The organism is Salinicoccus sp. RF5 (assembly GCF_020786625.1).
Classification (GTDB): Bacteria; Bacillota; Bacilli; order Staphylococcales; family Salinicoccaceae; genus Salinicoccus.
In genome coordinates, this window is record NZ_JAJGRC010000003.1 from 247,341 (window position 1) to 260,271 (window position 12,931).

Below are 12,931 nucleotides of genomic sequence, written 5' to 3' on the forward strand. Positions count from 1 at the left end.
TCCGGCGCAGTCTTTTTGTTATAATGGCCGTATTATAAAACTTTGGAGGATATCATGAAGAAATATATCAGAGTCGTTGGTGCTGTCATAGTGAATGAAAAGGATGAGATATTGTGTGCACAGAGGCCTGAAGGCAAGAATCTGGCGCTGATGTGGGAATTCCCCGGAGGCAAGATTGAAGCGGGTGAGGCACCGGCCGAAGCGCTGAAGCGTGAGCTGATGGAAGAGATGGAATGCGAAATAGAAGTGGGGGAGCGGATCACCACCACAGTGCATGACTATGACTTCGGAACGGTCGAACTGACGACCTATTATGCGAAGCAGCTGTCGGGGGAAATCCAGCTCCTCGAGCATATCGATATGAAATGGCTGGCACGCAGGGACATCGAAGCACTCGACTGGGCACCTGCTGACATTCCGGCCATCGAACTGATCAAAAATGGCAGCCCGGCGAAATAGGGCAGGGACCCGGTTCTTCGGAACCGGGTTTTATAGTGGAAGAATATCGGAATTTTCAGTATAATGTTCCCTATACAAATTAAGGAGTGTTCTGATTAAATGAAAGTTTCCATAGTTGGTGCAGGCAATGGGGGAGTTGTAGCTGCAGCAGATCTGACCGCAAGAGGCCACGAAGTGACGCTGTACCACTCCCTCCAGGCGTTGAAGGACCCCCATGAGGACATCATGCAGGGTAAAGTGAATTTCAAGGGCGAGGCGCTCTATTTCCACAATTTCACCCAAGATCCGCTCGAAGCGGTGAAGGATGCAGAAGTGATCATGACATGTCTGCCGACCCATATACTCGCGCAGATGTTCGATGAACTCATCCCATATCTCGAGGATGGCCAGATGGTCTTCATAAATGGTGCAAGTGCGATGAACAGCATGATGCTCACCAATCTGTTGAAGGAGAAGCGACCCGAAGTTTCGGTTCTGATCGGGGAATCGATGTCCCTGACATATGCTGCACGATATGATTATGAAGAAAACGATGCGGATATCATACTGAGGAGCAAGCATAATCTGTTCAGTGCATATCCGAGCAGTGATACTGAGATAATGATGGAAAAGCTCGGCGTGCTATATGATACGCTCGTACCGGCTGCGAACATCATTGAAACAGCATTGAACAATGGAAACCCGGAGAGCCATCCGGCCCCTTCCATATTGAATACGGGCTTCATCGACAATCATGGGGAGGAGTTCTACCTCTACCGCGACGGGGTGACCCATCATACGGTCAAAGTGATCGAGGCGATAGATGAAGAGCGCCAGAAGATATGCGAGGCCCTCGAATTTGAAGCGCTGGACAAAGCCGCACGTTCGGAAAGAAGCACCTATTTCGAGCCGGGCAAGCCGCTTAAGGAGCAGTACAACGAAAGCCCGGTACTGAAGGATCTGGTAGGTCCCGTGACGTTGAACAACCGGTATGTCGTGGAGGATGTGGGCTACGGTCTTGTCCTGTGGAAGAGCATTGCTGAAGCGGTGGGTGTCGAGACGCCTTCGATCGATTCCATCATCCATCTGACTTCACTGATGCTTGAAGTTGATTTCACGCGGGAGGGACTGACGCTTGAGAAGATTGGTCTGGACGGCACAAAGGACCTGAACGCACAAGTATAGAAATATCCCCGGCTCATCAAGAAGCCAGGGATATCCATCCTATTCATTCTTATTATGGACGATGGTTTCAGCACCGCGGTTTTCGGCAATTTCCTTTGCCCGACTGATTGCGTCATTCTTGTTGTCGTATGTGTTGCTCGGGCGTTTTGCCCCCTTGGTCTGGACTTTCCATTCGTCATCCTCAAAGAAGACCTCCACATTATTGTCTGCAATCTTGCCTCCCTGTGAACCGGGATCCTTTTCATGGTCGGTGACCTTTTCATTTTTGAGTTCATCCAGTTCCTTCTGGGAAGCATCCTGGTACCATTCCTGCGCCTGCTCGGTGCCGATCGGGATGGCACGGCCTTCGTCGTAGCCTTCCTCAAGCAGGGCATTGATGATGTCAATCGCCTTTTTACGCTCCAGCTTCTCCATGTTCTTCAAAGAATCCGGATAGTCGTTCATTGTATAAGGCATCTCCATTTCCCCTTTCATCAATATTTAGTATTATAATACCCATACAGAGGAAAGTTAAAGGTGATAATATGCTGTTTACATTTACCGTAACATCCAAAATGAGGGAAGAGTACATCAATATCGATGCACTTGTCGAGGAAGCACTCGAAAAGAGCGGAGTCGAAGCGGGCATCATGACAATCTTCACTCCGCACACGACGGCCGGAATCACGATCAATGAAAATGCAGACCCTGATGTGACACGTGACCTGGTCTATGGAATGAACATGACGTTCGACAATAAGAAGGAGTACAGGCATGCAGAGGGCAATTCGGACTCCCATATGAAGTCCTCGTTGACGGGTGCCAGCGAGACCCTGATCATAGATGGCGGCGAAGTCATCTATGGCACATGGCAGAGTACCTATTTTGCCGAGTTCGACGGACCGAGGGACCGCAAGGTGCACATCAAAGTGATTGAAGGGTAGAAATAAAAAAACCTGCACCGTGTGGATGCAGGAAAAATAGGAGAAATTTTTAAGAAAATGGAATAGGTTAGTTAATAGTGATTAACTACTATTATAATACTGAATTTTCAGATAAATATCAACCCTCTTTCAAAAGTTTTTGAATGAATTTTAGATTCTCAGGGTAGAGGGGATAAAATACTTCATGGAGGTCAATATGGAATTCATAAAATCATTGCTCAGTTTTTTGCTTAAGCTGATTCTTGTGCTTGTTGTGGTGGGCACCGCCGGTGTGGCCATCCTCGCCTTCTTCCTGAAGAAGGATGTCGATGAGATCAAGGAGTTCACTGAGAAGCTCAAGCATGAACTGGAAGCGGAAAATAAGTAGATCAAAAAAGCTGACCCTCGGGTCAGCTTTTTTGATGGTGCAGGATCACGCGATCCCGTTTCCAGTCTATTCGTTCAGCACACGGTCCAATACTTCAATATTATCCTGCATGATGGACTGGTAGGTGGCTTCCGGGTCATCTTCGTCATTCAATACAGAGAGGTTGTGGAACTCGAGTGGCTCTGTGTCGGTCTCTTCACGTATCGTGTCGGTGATTTTTGAAGTGATGTTCTGCTCGTAAAGGATATAAGGTATTTCCTTGGCTTCAATATCCTCGATGATCTGGGTCAGTTCCTGCTGTGAAGGCTCCTGGTTGTTCAATCCGGATATCCCGACCTGCTCGAAATGGTATCTGTCGGCAAGGTAGCCGATGGATTCATGGGAGATGTAGACGGTGTCACGGAGGGGGGCTTCTGTAATGGAGGCAAGTTCCGCATCAATGTCAGTCAGTTCCTCTTCCAGCGCTTCGAAGTTTTCAGTGTAGTCGGAAGCGTTGTCGGGATCCATTTCCACAAGCTGGTCTTTGATGGCCGAGGCCATTTCTATAGAAAGGTTGGGATCGAGCCAGATATGGGGGTCTGTCCCATTTTCGTGTCCGTGGTCTTCATGTCCTTCTTCACTTTCGTGGTCATGTTCGTCTTCATGTCCTTCTTCAGCTTCCTCATGAGCATGATCGTGCTCAAATGCTTCTTCAGGGATGCCGTCGGCGGCCGGGAAGAATACAGTATGATCTTCTACTGCCCCCCGGATCTTTTGGGAGACCGGATCGAGGTCATCTGCCGTATAGATGAAGAGGTCGCCTTCTGCATATTCGAGCATATCCTTCTGAGTAGGTTCATAAGTATGGATATCGGCACCGTTCGGGTAGATGGTCTCGACCGAAACAGACCCGCCGCCGATCTGCTCGGCAAAACTCTTCAATGGGAATACGGTCGTATAGATTGTCAGTACATCATCGTCTGTTTCATTGGAATCTGTAGTCGATGAACCGCATGCAGCGAGGGCCATCATCAAAAGGGCCATCAAGCCCGGGAATAGATATTTTTTCATAATATACTCCTTCATAACGTAATGATTACGATTTAAAATTATATCGTAATGATTTCGATTAGGCAAGTGCAATTTTAAATTTTAGGCCCTTTCCACAAAAGTGTTGAAAAAATATCGATAAACCTTTAAAATAGTTAAGGCGGTTCAATGTTGATGAGGAACCTGTTATCATTGAAGACCATCGTTTCATCCCCCGGGATGATCAACTGGCCAGTTGAAACGGAGTCCGGGTCAGCTTCCAACAAGCCCCTGGACATGGTATAATAGCAACATTATCCCAATTTGGATGTTCCTCACCGCAAAGCGGAACAGGTAATGAATAAAGGAGGCGTAACTGATGAGAGTAAATGTAACTTTGGCTTGCACTGATTGTGGAGATCGTAACTATATTACGACTAAAAACAAAAGAAACAATCCTGAGCGTATTGAAATGAAGAAATACTGCCCAAGATCCAATAGCTATACAATCCACCGTGAAACAAAGTAACGGGGATGCCGCCCATCGGGCGGCTTTTTTATTTTGTCATAAAGGTGGCGCTTTTGGGTGTATGCTTCGATCTGTAGTGTGGTATATTGGGATAAAAAGGGTATGAAGGAGCGCATTTTTATGACAACGATTATGGATGGCAAAGCAGTTGCGGCACATTTATCAGAAGGGATCCAGCATGCTCTCGAAGAATCGCATAAGCATGGGATCCAGCCGAAGGTCGCCTTTGTGAGGGTGGGGGACCTGTCGGATTCCATCTCCTATGAACGGGCGGCTATGAAAAGGTTCGAGAAGCTGTCCATCGAGACGGAACAGTACCACTTTCCGGAGGATATTTCCGCCAGGGCCTTTCTGACGAAATTCAGGGAGATCAATGAGGATTATTCGATAAATGGCATACTGCTTCTGCAGCCGCTTCCCGAGCACATCGATATGAAGCGGGTGGTGGAACTGATGAACCCGATGAAGGATATCGATGGGATGACGCCTTTCAACCTCGGTCAGGTATTGACCAATGAGAAGAACAGGCTTGAACCATGTACACCGGCGGGTGTGATGGAGATGCTTGATTTCTATGACATAGATCTGAAAGGAAAGAACGTGACAGTCGTTGGAGCGAGTGCCGTAGTCGGCAAGCCGCTCTCACTGCTGTTCATGAACCGGGATGCGACGGTGACGACATGCAACCTCTATACCGATGACCTGGTGGCCAAATGCAGCAATGCAGATGTCATCGTCAGTGCAGCCGGTGCGATGAACCTGATACGCGCCGAGCATGTGAAGGAGGGGGCGATCGTCATCGATGTCGGCATCAACTTCAACGATGAAGGAAAGATGGTCGGCGATGTCGATTATGAAGGAGTAAAGGACAAGGCCTCCTATATCACACCTGTTCCCGGCGGCGTCGGAGCGATTACGACGACCGTCCTCGCCTATCATCTGATGATGGCAACCGACTATCAGAAGGAACCGGTCCTCTTCCTGGAACGCTAGAGAAAAGCCATGCAGAAAATTTTCTGCATGGCTTTTCTGATATCACGCTACAGCATGGTGATGTCCAGGATGTCTATGAATGAAATGAATGTCATTTCGGCATCATCGTCCGGATGATGGCCGATCAGCACCATGCTCCATGTATCGACCTGGACGAGTCTGAGTTCGGCATGGAAACGGAAGCCATCGTAGTAATATTCGACATCTACACACCGTTTCTCATGCAGCGCCTTCTTCAGGATGTGGTTCATCTCATCCAGCCGGTCATCGGACAGGACCGGCCGCTCGATCCGGGTCTGGTCCTCGATCATCCGGTCGACCCTTTCAAACTGTTCGGGCATGGTGGCGAAGGGCGCCCATTTGATCATCCCGCGCCCCTGTGGAATATTGGAGTCGAGTTCATCCATCGGCATATCCCTGTAGTCCATCTGCACCCCCCCTTATTGTCCTGTGCGTCTGTCAACTCCAATTATACGAACATATGTTCGCTATTTCAAGGAGAATTTATCTTTTCATTTAGGGTATGGGAGAGGGTATGCTACTATAATAGAAAAAGATGGAGGAGGAATCAGCATGATCGGGTACGTCGGTACTTATACAAAAGAGCATGGAAAAGGGATATACAAGTTCGATCTGGACACGGAAGCAGTAAAACTGACTGCCGTGGAAGAGGCGGCGGAATCTCCAAACGCGACCTATCTGGATATCGAAAACGACCGTGTATATGCAGTGAAGAAGGGCAAGTCGAAGGCGGGCATCGCCACATTCGAAATCAGCGATCTCGAGACGGGGGAGTTGCGCTTCATCGAAGACTGCTTGGAGGAAGGCGCTTCAGGCTGCCATCTGACGCTCACTTCAGATCAGAATTATATAGTGGATGCGGTCTACCTCTCCGGGGAAATCAGGCTGTACCGCGTGGATGAACGTGGCGTGGCATCAGAGCGTCTGGATATTTTCCAGGTGGAGGGGGATGGCCCCCATGAACGCCAGGACAATCCCCACTCCCATTTCGTCACCGAAACGCCGGATAGGAGATACATCGCAGCGGTGGATCTCGGGGCGGACAAGATTGTGACGCTTGAGATCAGGGACGACAAGCTGCATAAGGTTTCGGAATGCACGGTTGCGGCAGGGAGCGGGCCAAGACATCTGGTTTTTGACGACAGCGGCACCCATGCCTATATTTTCACTGAGCTTTCCAACGAAGTGATCGTCGCCAACTATCATGATGGGGAATTCTTCCCGGTGGAGACATATTCCACACTTCCCGAATCATTCGAGGGGCATTCCCAGGGCGCTGCAATCCGCAAGCATCCGAATGGGAAATACATCTATGTATCGAACCGCGGCCATGACAGCATCGCCGCATTTGAAATCATTGAGGAGGGCAAAGCGCTGAAACGCCTCCAGATCGAGTCCACGAACGGGGACTGGCCGAGGGACTTCAACCTCACACCGGATGGGGACTATCTGATATGTGCCCACGAGCGTTCCCACAACCTTGTACTGTTCAGGGTGAATGACGACGGCACCATCGAACGGCAGGAAGGCGAACTGGAAGTGCCGGAAGGCGTCTTTGTCGGATTCGTCTAAATGAACAGTAGAGGCATATGGGCTGTCCTGGTTCTGATGGCAGTTGCGGTCGGATTGCTTTTTCTGCCGCTGGCGGACCGGACGAGCGGTTCCGAACGGGTCATCGTCGACCATACACTCGAGAAGATCGTCCATCCCGGGTGCTACGACCAGGCGGAGCTCACAAACTATATCGATGAGGTGTCATTCTCCAGGGCGACGGACGAGCTGGGATACCGGATTGAGGATGAATGTTCAAAGGAGCGTCTTCAGGAAGGCAAGGAGAGTGTAATAAGTAAAATATTTAATTGATTCAAGTATGCTGATAATATTGATTTTTCAGAAAACTGGTGATATTATTTGTTCATACCATTTTTTCATTCTTTCAACTATTTTTGGAATTGCCTTCCATAGGAAAACCCCGCCACATTTCAGTGTGGCGGGGTTTTCTGATGTCATTTTATTTTTATATCGTCATACTTCGGGTCACGGATGGCATATGCGACATAGGGACACGTCGGCTGGACTTTCTTGCCGTCCTCACGTGCCATTTCAACCACTTCATCCACCAGGTCCTTTGCCAGTCCCCTGTTGCGGTGGCTTGGCTTCGTGTATGTGCTGGTCACATCATAGTACTCCTCATGATTGTTGTAGATGAGTTCCGCAACGACTTCGTGTCCTTCTTCCAGATAAAGTCTGCCATCTTCCTTCTTCAGCATATAGATGCCTCCTTATGACAATGCTTTTGTAATCTGTGGAACTACCTGCTTCTTGCGTGATACGACACCTTCAAGAACCGCTGAATTCTCATCAAGGGCAACATCGAACGCCTTTTCGATGGATTTGGCATGTGTACCGAGTGCGAGAACCCTGGAGTTGGAGTTCAGGATGTCTGTAACGACGAGTACGAAAAGGTCGTAGCCGTCCTTCTCGATCTGCTCATTGATGGCGGATTCGAGTTCTTCCTTGCGCTCGAAGACTTCATCCACATCGACAACGTTGACCTGGGCGATGCGGGTAGAACGCTCACCCATCTCGAATGTCTTTGCATCACCGGTGATGAGCGCCTCTGCAGACTTGTCGCTCGTGGATGCGCCGGCCTTCAGCATTTCGATTCCATATTCCTCGAGGTCGACTTCTGCAATCCCCCTCAATGCTTCGGCAGCTTTCCTATCCTCATCCGTCGTAGTCGGTGATTTGAACAGCAGAGTATCCGAGATGATTGCGGAAAGCATGAGTCCTGCCATCTCCCTCGAGATGGTGAGGTCGTTTTCCGCATATACCTTCTTCAGGATCGTCGCCGTACAGCCGACGGGCTCTGCACGATAGTAGAGCGGGGACTCCGTACGGAAGTTGGATATGCGGTGATGGTCGAAGACCTTCAGTATAGCGGCCTTCTCGATGTTCTCTGCGGACTGCTGGAACTCATTGTGATCCACCAGGATGACCGGTGCATCGTCTTCGAGCGGTTCAAGCAATGCAGGAGCTTCGACACCGAAATGGTCGAGCGCATACTGAGTCTCAGGGTTGACTTCACCAAGGCGCCGGGCTGCAGCATCATTGCCGAGCTGCTGCTCGATGTCCGCTGCAACGAGTGCGGAAGTGATCGTATCCGTATCCGGGTTCTGGTGTCCGAAAATTTTTGTCTGGGTCATGTTTCATTCTCCTTTTGATATGTTATTACTCTTCCCATTTTATCATTGTAGTATGCATCCTTCTACGGTTCTACAGTGGCACCGAGTGCATTTTTGAAATGATCGAGTGCGCTCTCATGTCCCGCCGGGTTGAAGGAGGCGACGCATGAGGCGGGGACGACGATGCCATAGGCATTGTTGTAGGCGTCGACGGCGGTATGCATGATGCATATGTCGGTCACAAGGCCGGTCAGCGTCACGGTGTCGATCTTGCGCTCCTGTAGCAGCTGGTTGAGGGGTGTGCCGGCAAATGCGCTGTAGCGGCGCTTGTCGATGAAGAAGATATTCTGTTCATCCTTGATTTCCTCGTAGACATCATGGACCCTGCCATAGAGTGCACGTCCCTCCGTCCCTTCTATGTTGTGGGGTGGAAACAGCTTCGATTCGGGGTGCAGGTCGTCCTGTTCGAAATGAAGGTCCATCATGAAGAATATCGGCTGACGGGCTTCGTGGGCCTCACGGATCCTGTCCACGATGGCCGCCTCGATTGCCTGGGCGGCTTCTCCTGCGGTCAACTTACCGTCGGGTGCTGCAAAATCATATGAATAGTCGATGACGAGCAGTGCATTGTTCATCTGTAATCCTCCTTGTGCTTCATTATTTTCATATCCATTATGCCACATCCCGGCGCCTATACATAAATGATACATTCAGCAGGGTGATGATGGCGATGGCGATCGTGAAGAAGATGAAGTAGTAGTTCCCGCCCGAGGCGGTGATGATGTACCCGCCGATGACAGGTCCGACGATGCTGCCGAGGCTGAACATGATGCCCGCCATCAAATTGCCCGCCGGAAGGTTGGACTTCGGTGTGATGTCCGTCATGTAGCTGATGCCTAAGGAGTACATGGAGCCGACGAAGACGCCGGCGAGTATGAACAGCACCACCAGCACGGCAAACGACGTACTGTAGAGTTCCATGAACAGGAACGTCACACCTCCGAGGGAGAGCAGTACAGTGATGAGCCGGCTGCGTCCGACGCGGTCCCCGAGCGCACCGATCGGCACCTGCAGGAGTATGGCGCCGAAGCTGAAGGCAGGCAGTATCCAGGTGATGTCGGAAATGGTGAATCCATTCCTGACTGCAAAGACCGGGAAGTTGCTGTTGAGCGATGCCTCGAAGATGCCGAACAGCATCGGGAACAGGAAGGCGATCCAGCTCGTTGCGAGCACAGCCTTGAAATTCCTGAAGGTATTGAACAGCGTGATGGGCGCGCCGGAATCGACCGGCATCGCATCTTCAGCCCCCTTCAGCAGGAAGATGAGCGGCCAGCCCATCATGGTGAGTACGCCCGAGACGACGAAGGGCAGCGGTTCCCAGATGACCACGAGCTCGCTGATCTTCGGTCCGATCATGAAGCCGAACGAGAAGAACAGGCCATAGAAGGCGATGACACGTCCGAGCTTGTGCTGCGGGGTGCTCTGGGTCAGCCATGTCTGTGTACTGAAATGGAGCACATTGTCGCCGACTCCGACGAGGAGGCGGAGCAGGAACCAGATCCATATCGATTCCAGAACCGGGAACAGCAGCATGGATATGCCGACGATGACCCCTCCGGTGATGATCATGGGCCTGAAGCCGTATTTCCTGAGCGGTGCCTCGATGAATAGGGCGGACACGAGCACCCCTATGTAGAGTCCTGAGGCATGCAGTCCGTTGAGGGTGGCATGCACTTCCCGGTTCTCCAGGATGAAGGAGATGAGGGGGAGGAGCATGCCCTGCGAGAATCCGGATATGCAGACAATCAGGGAGAGGATGACGAAGCGTGCCCTGAAACTTGCAAATTTCATGGTATTCCTCCAATGATATTTATGTTGGTATGGAATTTGGTTGTGTTAGAATGATTATAACTGATTTGGAGCACTTCATGGAGGGACTGTAGAAAATGTATCAATTTGAAGATGACAGTTTTATGCTGCACACGGATCTGTATCAGATCAATATGGGCAAGACCTACCTGGAACAGGGGCTGGGGAACCGGACTGCCGTATTCGACCTTTATTTCAGGAGCATGCCGTTCGATAATGGCTATGCGGTCTTCGCCGGCCTCGAGCGCATCATCGATTTCCTCAAGAATCTGAGATTCACGGAATCGGATATCGAGTATTTGAGGTCCATCGGATATGAGGAGGACTTCCTGACATATTTGAAGGATCTGCGCTTCACCGGAAAAGTGCGCGCCGTACAGGAAGGCGAGCTTGTATTCGCCAACATGCCGCTCGTCCAGGTGGAGGCGCCAATCATCGAAGCCCAGCTCGTCGAGACCGCACTGCTTAATATCGTCAATTTCCAGACGCTGATCGCAACGAAGGCGAGCCGCATCCGTCAGCTCGTGCCGGACAGCACCCTGATGGAGTTCGGCACACGCCGGGCGCATGAGTTAGATGCGGCACTCTGGGGCGCCCGCGCTGCCATCATCGGCGGATTCGACGGGACAAGCAATGTACGGGCCGCGAAACTCTTCGGCTTGAATGCAAGCGGTACACATGCCCATGCCATGGTCCAGGCGTATGGCGACGATTACGATGCTTTCAAGGCCTATGCAGAGTCTCATAAGGACTGTGTCTTCCTCGTCGATACTTTCGATACACTGAAGTCCGGTGTTCCGAATGCGATCAAAGTGGCCAAGGAGTACGGCGACAAGATCAATTTCATCGGCATCCGACTCGATTCCGGCGATATCGCATACCTTTCCAAAGAGGCGCGGAAGATGCTGGATGATGCAGGGTTCCATGACGTGAAGATCATCGTATCGAATGACCTGGACGAAGTGACGATCCTGTCACTCCTCTCCCAGGGGGCAAAGGTAGACAGCTGGGGCATCGGCACCAAGTTGATTACAGCCTATGACCAACCGGCGCTCGGCGCCGTCTACAAACTCGTGGCCATCGAAAATGATGAAGGGGTGCTTGAGAACAGGATAAAGATTTCAGGCAACCCGGAAAAGGTGACGACACCCGGCAAAAAGAACATCCACCGGATCATCAACAAAAATACGGGGATGTCTGAAGGTGAATACATTACGCATTTTGGGGAAGAGATAAAGCAGGATGAGCCACTGCTCATGTTCCACCCGATCCATACGATGAAAAGGAAGCTCATCCGCTCCTACAGGGCGGTGGAGCTGCTGAAAGATATCTTCATCGATGGGGAGTGCGTGTACGAGCCGGAGAGTGTCGACACGATAAAGCGCCGGCACGAGGAACGTCTCGGACTGCTCTGGGAAGAATACAAGCGGTTCCTCAATCCGGAGGAGTACCCTGTAGACCTTTCAAAGGAACTATGGCAGATCAAACAGGATCTCATCGAGGAATCAAGTAATAAAACATTGGAGTGATGTAGAAATGAGACCTTTACAGAAAGAGATTGTTGAACAGTTCAATGTAAAACCGGAAATCGATCCTGAAACGGAAGTAAGGGAGATCATCGATTTCATGAAGGACTATGTAAAGAACTATACATTCATCAAATCATTCGTCCTCGGCATTTCAGGCGGCCAGGATTCGACCCTGCTCGGAAAACTTGCCCAGATGACGGTCGATGAACTCAACGAGGAAGTCGAAGGGGGCGGCTATGAATTCCATGCGTTGCGCCTGCCGTACGGCAAGCAGAATGACGAGCAGGATGCCATCGATGCGGTCCAATACATCCAGCCGACTGTTTCCGCAACGATCGACATCCAGCCCAATGTGGATCAGAGCATCGCTTCATTGAAGGAAGCCGGATATGAACTGACGGACTTCCTGGAAGGCAACGAAAAGGCCCGTGAACGGATGAAGGCCCATTATGCAGTGGCGGCCGTGTCCGATGGTGTCGTGCTCGGAACGGACCATCCAGCCGAAGCCATCACAGGCTTCTATACGAAATTCGGCGATGGGGCGGCCGACCTTGTTCCGCTGTTCGGCCTGAACAAACGTCAGGGCAAGATGCTCCTGGAATATCTTGAGGCCCCTGAGCACCTGGCCAATAAGGTGCCGACGGCCGACCTTGAGGATGACAAGCCGATGCTCAGCGATGAAGAGGCGCTCGGTGTCAGCTACAATGCGATCGACGACTTCCTGGAAGGCCGGGAAGTCTCGGATAAGGACTATGAGACCATCATCGGATGGTTCAAGAAGACCCAGCACAAGCGGGACCTCCCTTACCACCGCTACAACAAGCCTGCCTATGGAGAGAAGCAGGAGGAGTAGCTCTTCCTGTGGGGCAGGAGAGGCATATTCA

At 50.8% G+C, this 12,931-nt stretch carries 18 protein-coding genes; 10 read left to right on the top strand and 8 right to left on the bottom strand.

Features of this window, described 5'->3' with window-relative positions:
• Positions 1-54: 54 nt before the first annotated feature.
• Both LLU09_RS10450 and LLU09_RS10455 read left to right on the top strand, forming a co-directional pair.
• Positions 55-459: a (deoxy)nucleoside triphosphate pyrophosphohydrolase gene (locus LLU09_RS10450; protein ID WP_222999484.1), complete on the top strand. Its 405-nt coding sequence runs from the start codon at positions 55-57 to the stop codon at positions 457-459.
• A gap of 99 nt (positions 460-558) precedes the next feature.
• On the top strand, positions 559-1,623 hold the full coding sequence (locus LLU09_RS10455; RefSeq protein ID WP_228311692.1) for an NAD/NADP octopine/nopaline dehydrogenase family protein: 1,065 nt from the start codon (positions 559-561) through the stop codon (positions 1,621-1,623).
• Between the two features lie 39 nt (positions 1,624-1,662).
• Here the strand turns inward: LLU09_RS10455 and LLU09_RS10460 are convergent, their stop codons facing one another.
• Positions 1,663-2,079 (bottom strand): DUF2188 domain-containing protein, encoded by a 417-nt coding sequence (locus tag LLU09_RS10460; RefSeq protein ID WP_228311693.1) that lies wholly within the window; start codon positions 2,077-2,079, stop codon positions 1,663-1,665.
• Between the two features lie 68 nt (positions 2,080-2,147).
• Between LLU09_RS10460 and LLU09_RS10465 the strand changes: the two genes are divergently transcribed.
• Together LLU09_RS10465 and LLU09_RS10470 are read left to right on the top strand one after the other, a co-directional pair.
• Positions 2,148-2,546: a secondary thiamine-phosphate synthase enzyme YjbQ gene (locus LLU09_RS10465; protein WP_228311694.1), complete on the top strand. Its 399-nt coding sequence runs from the start codon at positions 2,148-2,150 to the stop codon at positions 2,544-2,546.
• Between the two features lie 196 nt (positions 2,547-2,742).
• The gene (locus LLU09_RS10470) at positions 2,743-2,913 is read left to right on the top strand and encodes a hypothetical protein (protein WP_228311695.1); all 171 of its coding nucleotides are present in this window, start codon (positions 2,743-2,745) and stop codon (positions 2,911-2,913) included.
• A gap of 66 nt (positions 2,914-2,979) precedes the next feature.
• On the opposite strand, the gene LLU09_RS10475 is transcribed toward LLU09_RS10470, so the two are convergent.
• On the bottom strand, positions 2,980-3,963 hold the full coding sequence (locus LLU09_RS10475) for a metal ABC transporter solute-binding protein, Zn/Mn family (RefSeq protein WP_228311696.1): 984 nt from the start codon (positions 3,961-3,963) through the stop codon (positions 2,980-2,982).
• A gap of 134 nt (positions 3,964-4,097) precedes the next feature.
• A complete protein-coding gene (locus LLU09_RS12610) occupies positions 4,098-4,220 on the bottom strand; it encodes a hypothetical protein (RefSeq protein ID WP_255620880.1) in 123 nt (40 codons plus the stop codon).
• An 80-nt stretch (positions 4,221-4,300) separates the two neighbouring features.
• Between LLU09_RS12610 and rpmG the strand changes: the two genes are divergently transcribed.
• Both rpmG and LLU09_RS10485 read left to right on the top strand, forming a co-directional pair.
• Positions 4,301-4,450 carry a 50S ribosomal protein L33 gene (gene rpmG, locus LLU09_RS10480; protein ID WP_084184929.1) on the top strand — a complete coding sequence of 50 codons (150 nt, stop codon included), beginning with the start codon at positions 4,301-4,303 and terminating at the stop codon, positions 4,448-4,450.
• 120 nt (positions 4,451-4,570) lie between these two features.
• On the top strand, positions 4,571-5,443 hold the full coding sequence (locus tag LLU09_RS10485; RefSeq protein ID WP_124010998.1) for a bifunctional 5,10-methylenetetrahydrofolate dehydrogenase/5,10-methenyltetrahydrofolate cyclohydrolase: 873 nt from the start codon (positions 4,571-4,573) through the stop codon (positions 5,441-5,443).
• 47 nt (positions 5,444-5,490) lie between these two features.
• Here LLU09_RS10485 and LLU09_RS10490 read toward each other — a convergent pair whose 3' ends face one another.
• A complete protein-coding gene (locus LLU09_RS10490; protein WP_228311697.1) occupies positions 5,491-5,871 on the bottom strand; it encodes a YolD-like family protein in 381 nt (126 codons plus the stop codon).
• Between the two features lie 145 nt (positions 5,872-6,016).
• On the opposite strand from LLU09_RS10490, the gene LLU09_RS10495 reads away from it, so the two are divergent.
• Together LLU09_RS10495 and LLU09_RS10500 are read left to right on the top strand one after the other, a co-directional pair.
• Positions 6,017-7,036, top strand: a complete 1,020-nt coding sequence (locus tag LLU09_RS10495) for a lactonase family protein (protein ID WP_228311698.1) — start codon at positions 6,017-6,019, stop codon at positions 7,034-7,036.
• Positions 7,037-7,327, top strand: coding sequence for an alpha-amylase (locus LLU09_RS10500; RefSeq protein WP_228311699.1), 291 nt, complete (start codon positions 7,037-7,039; stop codon positions 7,325-7,327).
• A gap of 143 nt (positions 7,328-7,470) precedes the next feature.
• On the opposite strand, the gene LLU09_RS10505 is transcribed toward LLU09_RS10500, so the two are convergent.
• From LLU09_RS10505 to LLU09_RS10520, 4 genes are all read right to left on the bottom strand, one after another.
• Entirely contained in the window at positions 7,471-7,734 is a 264-nt protein-coding gene (locus LLU09_RS10505) for a GNAT family N-acetyltransferase (protein ID WP_228311700.1), read from the bottom strand.
• Positions 7,735-7,746: 12 nt separating this feature from the next.
• A complete protein-coding gene (locus tag LLU09_RS10510; protein WP_228311701.1) occupies positions 7,747-8,670 on the bottom strand; it encodes a manganese-dependent inorganic pyrophosphatase in 924 nt (307 codons plus the stop codon).
• 62 nt (positions 8,671-8,732) lie between these two features.
• Positions 8,733-9,284: a cysteine hydrolase family protein gene (locus tag LLU09_RS10515; RefSeq protein WP_228311702.1), complete on the bottom strand. Its 552-nt coding sequence runs from the start codon at positions 9,282-9,284 to the stop codon at positions 8,733-8,735.
• 37 nt (positions 9,285-9,321) lie between these two features.
• A complete protein-coding gene (locus LLU09_RS10520; protein ID WP_228311703.1) occupies positions 9,322-10,500 on the bottom strand; it encodes an MFS transporter in 1,179 nt (392 codons plus the stop codon).
• Positions 10,501-10,595: 95 nt separating this feature from the next.
• On the opposite strand from LLU09_RS10520, the gene LLU09_RS10525 reads away from it, so the two are divergent.
• Together LLU09_RS10525 and nadE are read left to right on the top strand one after the other, a co-directional pair.
• Complete coding sequence (locus tag LLU09_RS10525; protein WP_228311704.1) at positions 10,596-12,047, top strand: nicotinate phosphoribosyltransferase; 1,452 nt, start codon at positions 10,596-10,598, stop codon at positions 12,045-12,047.
• 7 nt (positions 12,048-12,054) lie between these two features.
• Positions 12,055-12,900 (top strand): ammonia-dependent NAD(+) synthetase, encoded by an 846-nt coding sequence (gene nadE, locus LLU09_RS10530; RefSeq protein ID WP_228311705.1) that lies wholly within the window; start codon positions 12,055-12,057, stop codon positions 12,898-12,900.
• Positions 12,901-12,931: the final 31 nt, after the last annotated feature.

What these genes read in the sequence shown, in the direction of transcription:
- LLU09_RS10475 (WP_228311696.1), bottom strand. Translation starts at nt 3,963, where the DNA reads ATGAAAAAATATCTATTCCCGGGCTTGATGGCCCTTTTGATGATGGCC.
- LLU09_RS10525 (WP_228311704.1), top strand. Translation starts at nt 10,596, where the DNA reads ATGTATCAATTTGAAGATGACAGTTTTATGCTGCACACGGATCTGTAT.
- LLU09_RS10450 (WP_222999484.1), top strand. Translation starts at nt 55, where the DNA reads ATGAAGAAATATATCAGAGTCGTTGGTGCTGTCATAGTGAATGAAAAG.
- LLU09_RS10490 (WP_228311697.1), bottom strand. Translation starts at nt 5,871, where the DNA reads ATGGACTACAGGGATATGCCGATGGATGAACTCGACTCCAATATTCCA.
- LLU09_RS10455 (WP_228311692.1), top strand. Translation starts at nt 559, where the DNA reads ATGAAAGTTTCCATAGTTGGTGCAGGCAATGGGGGAGTTGTAGCTGCA.
- LLU09_RS10465 (WP_228311694.1), top strand. Translation starts at nt 2,148, where the DNA reads ATGCTGTTTACATTTACCGTAACATCCAAAATGAGGGAAGAGTACATC.
- LLU09_RS10520 (WP_228311703.1), bottom strand. Translation starts at nt 10,500, where the DNA reads ATGAAATTTGCAAGTTTCAGGGCACGCTTCGTCATCCTCTCCCTGATT.
- nadE (WP_228311705.1), top strand. Translation starts at nt 12,055, where the DNA reads ATGAGACCTTTACAGAAAGAGATTGTTGAACAGTTCAATGTAAAACCG.
- rpmG (WP_084184929.1), top strand. Translation starts at nt 4,301, where the DNA reads ATGAGAGTAAATGTAACTTTGGCTTGCACTGATTGTGGAGATCGTAAC.
- LLU09_RS10470 (WP_228311695.1), top strand. Translation starts at nt 2,743, where the DNA reads ATGGAATTCATAAAATCATTGCTCAGTTTTTTGCTTAAGCTGATTCTT.
- LLU09_RS10510 (WP_228311701.1), bottom strand. Translation starts at nt 8,670, where the DNA reads ATGACCCAGACAAAAATTTTCGGACACCAGAACCCGGATACGGATACG.
- LLU09_RS10460 (WP_228311693.1), bottom strand. Translation starts at nt 2,079, where the DNA reads ATGCCTTATACAATGAACGACTATCCGGATTCTTTGAAGAACATGGAG.
- LLU09_RS10500 (WP_228311699.1), top strand. Translation starts at nt 7,037, where the DNA reads ATGAACAGTAGAGGCATATGGGCTGTCCTGGTTCTGATGGCAGTTGCG.
- LLU09_RS10485 (WP_124010998.1), top strand. Translation starts at nt 4,571, where the DNA reads ATGACAACGATTATGGATGGCAAAGCAGTTGCGGCACATTTATCAGAA.
- LLU09_RS12610 (WP_255620880.1), bottom strand. Translation starts at nt 4,220, where the DNA reads ATGTCCAGGGGCTTGTTGGAAGCTGACCCGGACTCCGTTTCAACTGGC.
- LLU09_RS10515 (WP_228311702.1), bottom strand. Translation starts at nt 9,284, where the DNA reads ATGAACAATGCACTGCTCGTCATCGACTATTCATATGATTTTGCAGCA.
- LLU09_RS10505 (WP_228311700.1), bottom strand. Translation starts at nt 7,734, where the DNA reads ATGCTGAAGAAGGAAGATGGCAGACTTTATCTGGAAGAAGGACACGAA.
- LLU09_RS10495 (WP_228311698.1), top strand. Translation starts at nt 6,017, where the DNA reads ATGATCGGGTACGTCGGTACTTATACAAAAGAGCATGGAAAAGGGATA.